Origin of the sequence: Streptomyces sp. NPDC090032, from assembly GCF_044748025.1 — a bacterium.
GTDB lineage: Bacteria > Actinomycetota > Actinomycetes > Streptomycetales > Streptomycetaceae > Streptomyces.
Genome location: NZ_JBIVFF010000008.1, coordinates 190,028 through 202,207, shown reverse-complemented (window position 1 = coordinate 202,207; position 12,180 = coordinate 190,028). Strand labels below are relative to the sequence as shown.

9 protein-coding genes are annotated in these 12,180 nt (G+C 70.0%); 2 read left to right on the top strand and 7 right to left on the bottom strand.

Translation table 11 applies throughout. The annotated features are described in order from the left end of the window. Position 1 precedes the first annotated feature (1 nt). Complete coding sequence (locus tag ACIPWY_RS21780) at positions 2-1,687, top strand: allophanate hydrolase (protein WP_401534471.1); 1,686 nt, start codon at positions 2-4, stop codon at positions 1,685-1,687. 210 nt (positions 1,688-1,897) lie between these two features. Continuing rightward, positions 1,898-2,338 carry a hypothetical protein gene (locus ACIPWY_RS21775; RefSeq protein WP_393702704.1) on the top strand — a complete coding sequence of 147 codons (441 nt, stop codon included), beginning with the start codon at positions 1,898-1,900 and terminating at the stop codon, positions 2,336-2,338. Positions 2,339-2,624: 286 nt separating this feature from the next. Here ACIPWY_RS21775 and ACIPWY_RS21770 read toward each other — a convergent pair whose 3' ends face one another. The 7 genes from ACIPWY_RS21770 to ACIPWY_RS21740 all read right to left on the bottom strand — a co-directional run bounded on the left by ACIPWY_RS21770 (position 2,625) and on the right by ACIPWY_RS21740 (position 12,149). Further along, on the bottom strand, positions 2,625-3,899 hold the full coding sequence (locus ACIPWY_RS21770; RefSeq protein ID WP_393702702.1) for an SGNH/GDSL hydrolase family protein: 1,275 nt from the start codon (positions 3,897-3,899) through the stop codon (positions 2,625-2,627). Positions 3,900-4,066: 167 nt separating this feature from the next. After that, positions 4,067-6,427, bottom strand: a complete 2,361-nt coding sequence (locus ACIPWY_RS21765) for a glycosyl hydrolase family 95 catalytic domain-containing protein (protein ID WP_401534468.1) — start codon at positions 6,425-6,427, stop codon at positions 4,067-4,069. Positions 6,428-6,454: 27 nt separating this feature from the next. Further along, positions 6,455-7,795: a glycoside hydrolase family 27 protein gene (locus ACIPWY_RS21760; RefSeq protein WP_362906677.1), complete on the bottom strand. Its 1,341-nt coding sequence runs from the start codon at positions 7,793-7,795 to the stop codon at positions 6,455-6,457. Positions 7,796-7,828: 33 nt separating this feature from the next. Continuing rightward, positions 7,829-8,668, bottom strand: a complete 840-nt coding sequence (locus ACIPWY_RS21755; protein WP_362906675.1) for a carbohydrate ABC transporter permease — start codon at positions 8,666-8,668, stop codon at positions 7,829-7,831. A gap of 19 nt (positions 8,669-8,687) precedes the next feature. Then, positions 8,688-9,665, bottom strand: a complete 978-nt coding sequence (locus tag ACIPWY_RS21750; protein WP_401534465.1) for a carbohydrate ABC transporter permease — start codon at positions 9,663-9,665, stop codon at positions 8,688-8,690. 5 nt (positions 9,666-9,670) lie between these two features. After that, the gene (locus ACIPWY_RS21745) at positions 9,671-10,939 is read right to left on the bottom strand and encodes an ABC transporter substrate-binding protein (protein WP_401534463.1); all 1,269 of its coding nucleotides are present in this window, start codon (positions 10,937-10,939) and stop codon (positions 9,671-9,673) included. A 55-nt stretch (positions 10,940-10,994) separates the two neighbouring features. Further along, complete coding sequence (locus tag ACIPWY_RS21740; protein ID WP_362906669.1) at positions 10,995-12,149, bottom strand: ROK family protein; 1,155 nt, start codon at positions 12,147-12,149, stop codon at positions 10,995-10,997. Between the last annotated feature and the right edge of the window lie 31 nt (positions 12,150-12,180).

Below are 12,180 nucleotides of genomic sequence, written 5' to 3'. Positions count from 1 at the left end.
CATGCCGGTACCTGCCCCCCTCGTCACCCGCGTCCGCGCCGCGTACGCCCGTATCGAAGCGGTCGACCGCCCCGAGGTCTGGATCGGGCTGCGCCCGCAATCCGACCTGGAGGCCGAGGCCCGAAGCCTCGAAGCGCGTCTGGCCGCGGGCGAACAACTCCCTCTCGCGGGCCGCCTGCTGGCCGTCAAGGGCAACATCGACGTGGCCGGCCTCCCCACCACAGCGGGCTGCCCCTCGTACGCGTACGAGCCGAGCGCCGACGCCCCGGTCGTGGCCCGCCTGCGTGCCGCCGGAGCGCTGGTGATCGGCACGACCAATCTGGACCAGTTCGCCACGGGCCTGGTCGGCACCCGCTCCCCGTACGGCGCGGTACGCAGCGCCCATGACCCGTCCCGCATCAGCGGAGGCTCCAGTTCGGGTTCCGCGGTCGCTGTCGCCCTCGGCATCGCGGACCTCGCGCTGGGCACCGACACCGCGGGCTCCGGCCGGGTCCCCGCCGCGTTCAACGGCATCGTCGGACTGAAACCGACCCGCGGCCTCGTGCCGACGCAAGGTGTGGTCCCGGCCTGCGCGAGCCTGGACTGCGTCACCGTCTTCGCCCGGACGCTCCCCGAGGCCGAACAGGCGCTGGCCCTGATGGCCAACCCCGTTCCGCAGCCCGTCCCCGCGCGTGTTCCCGGCCCCTGGCGGATCGCGGTCCCGTCCACAGCACAGCTCGGCGAGCTCGACCCCGGCTGGGCGGAGGCGTACGAATCCGCGGCCGCCCGTCTCCAGGCGGCGGGCGCGGTGCTCCGGGCCATCGACCTGACCCCGTTCACCCAGGCCGCCGCGATGCTGTACGAGGGTGCGTTCGTCGCCGAGCGCTACACCGCGGTCGGAGCCTTCATCGACGGCGCACCCGACGCACCTGGCCTCGACCCCACGGTCGTGGGGATCATCACCGCCGCCCGCGACATCCCGGCGCACCGCCTCTTCGCCGACCAGGCAGAGCTGGCCGCCCTGCGCGCCGCCGCGACGGACGCGCTAGGCGACGCGGACGCGCTCCTGCTGCCCACCGCACCGGGCCACCCCACGCTCGCCGAGGTCGATGCCCACCGTTCCCCAAGTTCTCAACTCCGTTCGAACAGGGGAGACCCCATTGCCGCCAATGCCCGCCTCGGCCGGTTCACCAACTCCACCAACCTGTTCGACCAGTGCGCGGTGGCGGCCCCCGCGGGCGAGGTGGCCGGCCTGCCGTTCGGGGTGATGCTGATCGGCCCGGCGCACACCGATGAACGCCTGGCCCGGATCGCCACGCTGCTGACTCCGCCCTCCCGTATCGCGGTGGTGGGCGCCCACCTGACCGGCCAGCCCCTCAACCCCCAGCTCCTCTCCCTGGGCGCCCGCCTGATCCGGACCACGACCACCGCCCCTGTCTACCGCCTGCACGCCCTGCGCACGGACCCGCCCAAGCCGGGCCTGGAACGGATCGGCGAGGGCGGGTCCGCGATCGAGGCGGAGCTGTGGGAGCTGCCTGCCGAGGGACTCGGCCGGCTCATCGCCGTCCTCCCGGCGCCCATGACGCTCGGCCGTGTGGAACTCACCGACGGAACTGCCGTCCCCGGTTTCCTCTGCGAGCCGTACGCGCTCGACGGCGCCGCCGACATCACCTCGCACGGGGGCTGGCGCGCGTACCTAGGCCGATGATGCCGGGCCAGGTGACTCTGCCGAGGATTGCTCGGCAGCGCGGTGCGTGCCTCTGACCTGTGCAGATGGTCCGCGAGCGGCTCTCGATGCGCTGTCGGTCAGGCATCCCGAGGTGCGAAGTGATCTCGGCGGGCTGAGATTGGAAGTAGCCCGATCGGCCGAGCGTGAGCGCGCGGTTGTGCGGGGCGGTCCGACACGAAGGAGCCGGCGATGGCCAGCAACGTGAGTGGAACAGGCTCGGGCACGGCGAGAAGCTCGCCGAGCGGTTCGCCGACCACCGGCCTAGGAAGCGGCTGGCTGGTCTTCGCCGCCGTCCTCATGGTCTTCGGCGGCCTGATGATGCTCTTCCAGGGCATCGCGGCCATCGCGAAGGACGACGTGTTCGTCGCCACTCGCCACTACGTGTACGAGTTCGACCTGACCGCATGGGGCTGGATCCATCTGATCCTGGGCATCATCGTCACCCTCGTCGGAGTCGCCCTGTTCACGGGCGCCACCTGGGCCAGGGTCGTCGGCGTCGCCCTGACCGGCCTGGCGATGCTCGCGAACTTCCTGTGGGCCCCCTACGCACCGGTCTGGTCCATCATCCTGATCGCACTCAACGCCTTCGTGATCTGGGCGCTGTGCGCCGCACCCAGCCCGCCGGAGTGAGGAAGCGGGGGATGTCCTCGCGGATGCGGCCCGGCCTCTACCCCGAACTCCGGGGCCGACCTCCGGGCCCGACCTCCCGGCCCGAGGCGACGGGCGGGAGTCCTGCGCAACCGCGATCTCCACGACCTCGTACTCAACCACCTGCAGGCAGGAGCGAGTTGACGAACGGCGCACCCGGAATCCACACCCATCTGGACCGGGAGGCCCAGGGGCGCGCCGTCCTGGACCCGGTCCGGGCGGCACAGCGTTGTCGACCACCTGCAGTGGCCCGGCGGCCGGTCCCGCGTCAGTGCCGCAGCAGGCGTAGGTCGACCGCGTCCGCCATGGCCTTCATGCCCTCGTCGTCCGGGTGGATGTGATCGCCCGAGTCATAGGCGGGATTGAGGGCCGAGAGGTCCGCGGGGTCGCGCATGACCCGGTCGAAGTCGATGACACCGTCGAAGGCGCCGCCGGTGCGGATCCAGTCGTTGACGCTGAGGCGGATCGCCTCGGCGGCGGGCGTGTAGTAGCCGTTGCCCTTGACCGGCATCAGCGTCGCGCCGACGACACGGACACCGGCGGCGTGCGCCTCGTCGATCAGGGTGCGCCAGCCGTCGATCAGGTCCCGCGCGGTCAGCGGTCCGCCGTCGGGACCGGCGTTGTTGCCGATGTCGTTGATGCCCTCGAAGAGAATCACGTCTTTGACGCCGGGCTGACCGAGGGCGTCGTGGCGGAACCGCTTCAGGGCGCTGACGCCCTGCCAGAGGTTGGGGACATCGGTGAGCACGCGGTTGCCGCCGATGCCGGCGTCGACGACGCTCAGCCGCTGCGGGCCCGGCTCGGCCTCGAGCCGGCGGCCGAGCACGTCGGGCCACCGGGTGTAGGTACCGGTCGAGGAGTGGTAGCCGTCGGTGATCGAGTCGCCGAACGCGACGACCGTGCCCTTGGCCGTCGGAGACAGTACGTCGAGACCCGCCAGGTAGTACCAGGAGGTCGTGGTGGTGGCGAACCCGGCCGCGCTGTCGTCCGCCGTGTGGTCGCCCGGGGCCGTGTAGGTCGTGTCGAAGGCGTCCGAGTGCCAGGTCGACATGCCGGTCGCGCCGGGCACGTAGAGGCTGACGAGCAGGTTCTGCCCCGCCTCCACCGACATCGGGACGGTGTCACTGACGGCCTCGTCACCGGCCGGGATCGTGACGCGGTCCGAGCCCGCGAAGGTGATGCGCCGGGCGGTGCCCGGCTTTGCCTCGCCGCCGTGTGCCTGGACGGCGACGGTCGCGGCCGCCACGTCGAGCGGCCCGGGGCTGTAGCGGTTCGAGAGCGTGATGCGGGCGCGCGAACCCGCGACGCTGCTGTGCACCACCATCCGAATGGTCTGGTTCTCGAAGGACGGGCCGCCGGTCGTCATGCTCGGCGACCAGGCGCTCACCCGGGTGCCCGGGCCGTGCGCCGGCTGCGTCGCCGCGCTCGCGGTGCCCACCGGCGCGGCTGCCAGGGCGAGCGCGAGCAGCGCTCCGAACAGGGACCGCGACGGTCTGCGGACGGCGCGGCTGCGCGCCGCTCGGCAAGGCTGGTCGAGGGTCATCGGCACTTTCTCCGTTCGACTGGACGTTCATCTCGACGTGCAGGCTGTCGTTCGAGTCGTCGTTCAGGTCGTCCTTCGGGTACGGACGTCCTCGGGAAAGCGCGGTGCAGGGCAGGGCGCCCGCGAGGCCGGGCGCCCTGCCGCGTGCACCGGTCGAACGGACCGGTTCAGCCCTGGAGGTCCGTGAGCCTCATCGACTGGCCGGGCCGCAGGGTGACAGTCGTGCTGCGGCCGCCCGCGGTGACGGTGGTGCTGCGGCCCCCGACGCTGTGCAGCGTGGCCCGGCGTACGCGGCCTCGCTCCCACGTCATGTCCACGGTGAAGCCGCCGCGGGCCCCCACCCCCTTGACCGAGCCGGAGCCGGCCCAGGCGTCGGGGAGCGCCGGCAGCAGTTCGATGTGGCCGGGGCGGGAGTGGACGAGCATTTCCAGCATCGCGGTGGGAGTGCCGAGGTTGGCGTCGATCTGGAAGATCGCCCGGGTGTCGGAGACCCGGTACATGTCGAAGAAGTTCATGGCCGTGCCGGTGTCACCGCCCGCCCAGGGCTTCAGGTTCGTCAACAGCAGCCGGTAGGCCTTGTCGGCGTCCTTGAGCCGCGCCCAGCACGCCGCCCGCCACGCACAGGCCCACCCGTAGCTCTCCATGCCTCGGGAGGTCAGCAACTCCCTTGCCCCCTTGAGGAGTTCGGGGTCACCGGCGTCCGGGCGGATGCGGTCGCCGGGGAACAGGTTGATGAGCGGGGACAGATGGCGATGGGTGGTCTCGCCGAGGTCGTCCTCGCTCATCCACTCCTCAAGACGGCCGGACTTCGGGCTGACCTTCGGGAGATAGAGACGGTCGCGCAACTTCCGTACGGCGGCGCCGTGTTCGGTGTCGCGGCCGAGGGTTCGGCACGCGTGCTCGTAGTGGCCGAAGAGGGACCACAGGAGTTCCTGGGTGTACGTGATGCCGCGGGCGTCCTGCGGGCCCTGTTCGGGTGACCAGTCGTGGTCGTCGATGAGGACCTCGCGGCCGTCGACGGTCGTGGTGATCAGGCGTGCTTCCCAGAACTCGCAGGCGCCCTTGAGGAGCGGCATGATCCGCGCCAGGTAGTGCTCGTCCTGCGTGTACTCGTAGTGCTCGTAGAGGGACTCGCACAGCCAGGCGTTGCCCGCGGGGTGCCACCACCAGCCCAGGCCGCCGTAGGGGTTCGTGGAGAAGGCGACGGTCCAGCCCGCGACCTTGCCGGAGGTGTTGCGGTAGCGGTTGCGGGAGTCGTTGAACTGCTTCTGTGTCACCTCGCTCCACGCGGGGAGCTGGGCCAGGCAGTAGTCGGCGAAGGCGGGGAAGGTGTCACCGAGGCCGGCCCGGTCGGCCAGCCAGTAGTTCATCTGGAGGTTGATGTCGGTGTGGTAATCGCCCATCCAGTCCGGGGTGTTGCCCTCGAGCCACAGCCCCTGGAGTCCCATGGGCAGCCCGTCGCGCGAGCCGCAGATGGTGAGGTAGCGGCCGAACTGGAGGTAGCTGGCCTCCAGTTCCGGGTCGGGCGCCGATCCGTCGGCCGCGCGCGCCTTCAGGCGAGACCAGGTGTCCATCCGGCGCTGACCGCCACTGGAGCGGCCGAGGTCGAGCGTGAGCCGGTCGTAGCGGGCGCGGTAGTCGGCGACGTGCGTGTCCCGCAGCCGTACGGCCGAAGTCCGGGCCGCCGCGAGGGCCTTGTCCTGCGCGAGGGCGAGCGGGTCCGCGTCCGGGTTCCGGTAGCCCGTGGCGTGGTCCGGCGCGTAGTCCGTGCCGCCGCTGATGACGAGGGTGACCTCGGAGCAGTCGGTGAACGTGACGCGGGTTCCGGTGGCGGCGATGGCCCCGTCCCCGGCGGCGGTGACGGCGGCGGCGTAGTGCAGCTTGTTGCCGAGGGCGGCGGAGAAGGAGGCGAGGTTGCGGTCCTTGTCGACGCCGGTCGTCTCGCCGTGGGTGCCGGAGAGGATGACGGCGCCGGTGAGGGAGCCGCCGCCGCTCTGGCTCAGCCGGACGACGATGGTGTCGTCGGGCGCGCTGACGAACATCTCGCGGACGTAGCGGACCCTGTCCTTGGTGTACGTCGTGGTGACGAGGCCGTTGCTGAGGTCGAGGGTGCGGCGGTAGTCGCTGACGGCGGAGCGCTCGTGGCCCGGCAGGTACAGCATGACGCGGGCCAGCAGGGTGAAGCTGCCGAAGTCGTCGCGCCCGTACGGGAATTGGCCGTCGGAGTCGAGGGTGGTGTTGGCGCCGCCGGTCCACAGGGTGGCGTCGGTGACGTGCAGGAGTTCCCGGGCCGGGTCGGCGCCGACGAGGGCACCGAGGCGGCCGTTGCCCAGCGGCAGGCCCTGCTCGATGAGGAGGTCCTCGTCGGCGGGCTCGGGGTACCACAGGGTCGTCGCCTCACCGGCCGGTACCAGCGGGGACATGGTGGGGCGGGACGGCGCGGCGTGCGCGGTGAAGGCGGGCAGGGCGCTCAGCGCGAGGGCTCCGCCGAGGCCGAGGACCAGGCGTCTGGAAGGTCCGTTGCTCATGTGCGGCTCCTTGGACGTGACGGGCGGTCAGGAGAGCTTGATCAGGCGGGAGCCGTGGGCCGGGACGGCGGTGGCGGTCCAGGTGCCCTTGGCGGTGCCGAGGTCCTTGCGGGCGACGACGTCGCGCAGGTGCTGGGTGCCCTTGACGCCCAGGTCCTTGAGGTCGACCGTGATGTCGGTGGCCTCGGCGCCGAGGTTGTACACCGCGAGGTACCGGGCGCCGCCCACCTTCTTCGTCCACACCTGCGTGTCACCGGAGCGGATCTGCTTCGGCAGGACGGCGGCCTGGTCGACTGCGATGACCTCGGGGTTGGTGAGGATGGCCTTGGCCTTGTCGTCGAGGAAGTAGATGTCGCCGCCGACGTACAGCGGGGACGAGGCCATCGACCAGAAGGTCATGACGGTCTGCCGCTCGGTGTCGTTGATGCCGTCCTGGAGTCCGCTGCCGGTGTTGTTGTTGATGGGCATCGAGTCGAGGTCGCCGAGGTAGCCGGGGGCGGACAGCTTGGGCAGCCAATTGGGCAGGTCGGCGAAGCGGTCGTCGACGGAGCTGGTCCACGTGCTGGTGGTCTCGCAGTAGCACTCGATGTCGGTGTCGACGCGGACGCCGTTGGCGTACGGCCGCAGGCCGTCGCCGGCCTCCAGGTCGACGGGCCAGGCGCTGGCGGACAGCCACATGCTGCGACCGCTGTGGTCGATGGCGGTGGACCACGCCTTGATGTCGGCGACGTTGTCCTTCGTCACGCCGTCGATCTTGATGAAGTCGATACCCCAGGAGGCGTACCGCGCGACGATCGAGTCGATGTACTCCTGGGCGCAGGGGTTGCTGTAGTCGATCTTCCAGCTGCCGCCCCACTTGTTGGTCGGGGTCAGCGGCTTCACGGCTATGTCCTGCGCATGACAGTCAGTACCGAGGATCGGCGCGTTCTTGTCGTACACCTCCTTCTCCAGTCCGGCGGCGCCGTACAGACCGAGCTTGAGGTCCTTGCCGTGGACGTAGTCGGAGAGCGACTGCATGCCGCTGGGGAAGCGGTCCTTGTCGGCGTTCGGGATGCCGTTGGCGTCGGTGTGGAAGTTCCAGTCGTAGTCGAAGTTCCAGCCGGCGTCGATGTTCAGGTTCTTGTATCCGGCCGAGGACAGCTTGCTGCTGAGCGCGTCGGCGGCGTTCTTGATGTTGCCCTCGTTCAGCCAGTGCGTGCCGTAGCCGGCACGCGAGGAGGACTCGACGCTCCAGCTGCTCCAGCCCATGAACGGCTTGACGTACGGGGTCTTGGCCTCGGCGGTGCCGGCGGACAGGGCGAGGGTGAGGGGCAGTGCGCAGGCGGCGGTGAGTGCCGCGCGCCGGGTCGTTCTGGTCGTACGGGTCACTGGAAGTACCTCCGGTATGAGGGAGAGGGAGTTTCAGGACTTGAGACCGGACATCGCGATGCCCTGGACGATGTGGCGCTGGGCGACCAGGAACATGATCACGAGAGGGAGGATCGCCACGGCCGTCCCGGCGAACAGCTCGGGCAGGTTGACGGTCTGGGAGGTGAGGAAGCTGGAGAGCGCGATCTGCACGGTCCAGCTGTCGGGGTCCTGGCCGATCATCAGCGGCCACAGGAAGGAGTTCCACGCCTCGATGAAGGACAGCGCGCCGAGGGAGGCGATCATCGTGACCGAGTTGGGCAGGATGATGCGCCCGTAGACACCGAGGTAGCTGAGGCCGTCGAGGCGGCCGGCCTCCTCGATCTCGGCAGGGAACGACAGGTAGAAGCTGCGGAAGAGGACGACGGCGAACGCGTTGAACAGGCCGGGGGCGATCAGGCCCCACATCGTGTTCACGCCGCCCATCGAACCGACCACGACGAACGTCGGCAGGAAGGTCACGGCCTGCGGGATCATCAGCGTGCCGACGATGAGCGAGAGGACGACCCCGCGACCGGGCACGTTGATCCGGGCAAGGGCGTACCCGGCCATCGAGGCGAGCAGCGTGGACACCGGGGCCGAGATCACCGCGATCAGCAGCGAGTTGGCCAGGGACCGGCCGAAGGGCCGCTCCGGGTTGTCGAACAGGGCGCTGAAGTTGTCCCAGCTCAGCGCGGACGGCAGCCAGTGCCAGTCGGTGGCGGTGACTTCCGGCGTCGTCATGAAGGCGTTGCGCACAAGCACGTAGAACGGGATCAGGAAGACCACGGACAGCAGGCACAGCACCAGGTACGTGGCGGCGGAGCCGAGCACGCTCCCTCGGTAACGGTTCATGGGTTCAGTCCTTGTCCGATCAGTCCTTGTCGCGGGAGAACCCGAGGATCCGGCCCTGGAGGAGCGTGACCAGCACGATCAGGAGGGTGAGCAGGAAGGCCCCGGCGGAGCCGACGCCGTAGTCCTGGTCCTGGAGGGCGACGCCGTACAGGTGCATGAGGGGGGTGCGCACGGGTTCGCTGCCGAGCGAGGCGCCGGTGGAGAAGATCGCGTAGAACTCGTCGAAGGCCTGGAGCGCGGCGATGAGCATCAGCAGCAGGATCGCGACCGACGTGTTGCGCAGCATGGGGAAGGTGATGCTGCGGAAAGTGCGCCAGGCACCGGCGCCGTCGAGGGCCGCGGCTTCGTACAGGTGCTGCGGAATGGACTGGAGCCCCGCGATGAACAGGATCATGTAGAGGCCCACTTGGAGCCACAGGCGCAGCGTGACGAGCACGATCCAGTACAGGGGCGGGCTCTGCGTCTGGATCCAGGGCGTGGGGTCGATGCCGAACAGCGCGCCGAGCGTGTTCGCGAGGCCGGACGGCACTCCGCTGAACAGGGCCATCTTCCAGATCATCGCGGCGGCCACGTAGCTGACCGCCGCGGGCAGCAGGAACGCCGTACGGAAGAAGGCCCGGCCGCGCCGTACCCGGTTGACGAGGACGGCCAGGCCCAGGGACGCGGCGAACGTGATCGGCACGATCATCGCCGTGAACAGCACGATCATCGTGAGCGAGTCACGGAACCGCTCGTCGCTCAGCAGCTGTTGGTAGTTGTCGAGGCCGACCCAGGTGCCGAGCGAGATGGTGCGGCGGGCCTCACTGAAGCTGAGCAGGAAGCTCCAGCCGATGGCCACGTAGCGGAAGACGCCGAGGCCGATCAGCATCGGGGCGGTGAGGACGACGAAGGCAAGGGCCTTCGAGCGCCGCTCTGTCAGCCGCCGGCGGCGCGGCGCCGTGGCGGGCGCCGGGCGGGCGGCACTCCCCTGCAAGGGCGTGGTGCCGGTGGCGGTCATGACGTTCAGCCCATCTGCTTGTCGAGGTCGGACTGCGCCTTGGACTGGGCCTTCTTCAGGGTCTTCTCCGGCGCCGAGCCGTGGGCGATGTCGGCGGCCGCGGCGATGAACTCGGCCTGCATCGCCTGTGTCCACTCGGCCGGGAAGGAGATGCCGTACTTGGTCCCGATGGTGACGGTGTCCTTCGCGGCGCCCTTGCTCAACTCGGGTGTCTTGGCGGCCACTTCGGTCTGCGGCGGCACATGGAAGCCGTACTTGACGGCCCAGCCGATCTGGATGTCGGACTGCTTGATCCACAGCCACTGGAGGTACTTCTTGGCCTCCGCGACGTGCTTGCTCTTGGCGTTGACGGCCTGCGTCCAGCCGCCGAGCCGGGCGACGGGCTTCCCGGAGGAGTCGTACGCGGGCCAGGGCGCGACCCCGAAGTCGTCGCCGAGCGCCTTCTCGATGGTGGGCAGCGCCCACAGGCCGCACCACTGCATGGCGGCGGCGCCCTGGGTGAACGCCCCCGCGTCGTACCAGTCGGTGGTGAAGCCGAGCAGCACCGACTTGTCGGAGTGCAGATCGCGCAGGCCGCCGATGGACTGGGCGGCGTCGGCGTATACGACCTTGTCGCCGTCGATGAGGTCCTTGCCCTGGGACCAGGCGAGGAGGTAGGGGCTGTCGCCGATGCCGTCGTTGCCTATGAAGAGTCCCTTGACGCTGCCTGACGTCAACTTCTTCGCGGCGTCGGTGAGTTCGGCGAAGGTCGTGGGCACGGCGACGCCGGCCTTCTTCAGCATCGACTTGCGGTAGAAGAGCATCATGATGTCGTCGATGGTCTTCATGCCGTAGAGCTTGCCGTCGACGGTGAGGTAGTCGAGGTCGGCCTTGTTGAAGCCGTCCTTGGCGGAGCCGTACACGTCGTCGAGGGGTTCGAGCTGTCCCTTGCGGGCCATCTCGGCGCGGAAGTCACCGAGTTCGAAGACGTCCGGAGCGTCGGCACCCAGCAGGGCGGCGTTCAGCTTGGTCTCGTACTGGGAGGTGTCGGCGCCCCATACGACGTTGATCGCGATGTCCGGGTTGGCCTTGGTGAACTCCTCGGCGTACCGCTTCACCGCGGCCTGGGTGCCCTCCTCTCCGTACTGGTGGTACCACTGCGTGAGGGTGACCTTGGCGCCCTTGGCGGACGCGGTCTCCTGCGGGTTGCTGGAGCAGCCGACGGCGGCACCCGCGACGAACAGCAGGGACGTGCCGAGGAATCCCCGGCGGGACAGGGCGGAACTGGCAGTCATGACAGGGTCCTTCCGGGGAACGGAGTCGTGCGGGAGAGCGGGCGCTCGCGTGGGTTCACGCGGCGAACAGTGACTGGATGCTGACGGCGGCGGCCCCGCGGGCCCATTCCTCCCAGGGCAGCGGGCGTACGACGAGCGGGCAGCGGGCCGCGGTCCCGAAGGCCTGGGTGGTGAAGGCGGCCCGGATCTGCTCCTCGAAGAGGTCGTACGCAGCCACCCCTTCACCGGAGACGACGACCCGCTCGGGTCCGACGAGGTTGACCATGGCGGCGAGGCCGAGGCCGATGGCCTTGCCCGCCTCGTCGAAGACGGCGCGTACGGCGGCGTCCCCGCCATGGGCGCGGTCGATGGCCCCGGCCATGTCGAGGTCCGGCTCGCCCGCCGCGCGACGTGCCCGGTCGACGATGGCCTCCTCGGAGGCGATGGCCTCGACGCAGCCGCGGGCGCCGCAGTGGCAGTCGGGTCCGTCTCCGGCGGCCACCGGGATGTGACCGATCTCGCCGGCCACGCCATAACCCCCCGCCACCAGGCGGCCGTTGACCACGAGCGCGCAGCCTATGCCGACCCCGACCGTGGCGAGGGCGAAGGAGTCCGCGCCCACACCCTCGCCGAACCACTGCTCCGCGACGGTGAGCGCCTTCACGTCGTTCTCGACGGTGACCGCCAACCCCGTTGCCGCATCGACCAGTTCGGCCAGCGGCACGTCGTGCCAGCCGAGAAACGGCGAGTAGCGCACGACGCCACCCGTCCGGTCCACGTCACCCGAGACGGACACCCCGATGTGGTGGGTCCGCTCGGCGTGCGCGGGAGTCAGCTCCGCGACGAGCGCTGCAATGCCACGGACGACCTGCTCGACCGACCGGTCCGTCACCGGGATCCGGTGCGCGGCACGCACCTGCGCCCTCAGGTCGGTCACCACACCGATGAGTTCGTCGGCCGTGACCTTGACGCCCACGAAGAACTCCCGGTCGGCGCGGACGGCGAGGGGGTGCGCGGGGCGACCCGCACCTTCGACGGTCCTCGGTCCCTGCGGCAGCTCCTCCAGGTACCCGGCCTCGATCATCGGCTTGACCGCCTTGGTGACGGCGGCGGAGGAGAGACCGGCGATCCGGGCGATCTCGGGGCGGACGACCGGACCACGGGTGAGCACTGTCGTGAACACCGTGTTGGCCGCCGGAGACGCGAGCAGCTTTGCTCGGTTCAGCAACATGGGGGAAACGTAGAGCCAATAATTTCCTTCG

Bases quoted from the DNA above. Each gene is read 5' to 3' on its own strand.
- ACIPWY_RS21780 (WP_401534471.1), top strand. From the start codon at position 2: ATGCCGGTACCTGCCCCCCTCGTCACCCGCGTCCGCGCCGCGTACGCC.
- ACIPWY_RS21775 (WP_393702704.1), top strand. From the start codon at position 1,898: ATGGCCAGCAACGTGAGTGGAACAGGCTCGGGCACGGCGAGAAGCTCG.
- ACIPWY_RS21770 (WP_393702702.1), bottom strand. From the start codon at position 3,899: ATGACCCTCGACCAGCCTTGCCGAGCGGCGCGCAGCCGCGCCGTCCGC.
- ACIPWY_RS21765 (WP_401534468.1), bottom strand. From the start codon at position 6,427: ATGAGCAACGGACCTTCCAGACGCCTGGTCCTCGGCCTCGGCGGAGCC.
- ACIPWY_RS21755 (WP_362906675.1), bottom strand. From the start codon at position 8,668: ATGAACCGTTACCGAGGGAGCGTGCTCGGCTCCGCCGCCACGTACCTG.
- ACIPWY_RS21750 (WP_401534465.1), bottom strand. From the start codon at position 9,665: ATGACCGCCACCGGCACCACGCCCTTGCAGGGGAGTGCCGCCCGCCCG.
- ACIPWY_RS21745 (WP_401534463.1), bottom strand. From the start codon at position 10,939: ATGACTGCCAGTTCCGCCCTGTCCCGCCGGGGATTCCTCGGCACGTCC.
- ACIPWY_RS21740 (WP_362906669.1), bottom strand. From the start codon at position 12,149: ATGTTGCTGAACCGAGCAAAGCTGCTCGCGTCTCCGGCGGCCAACACG.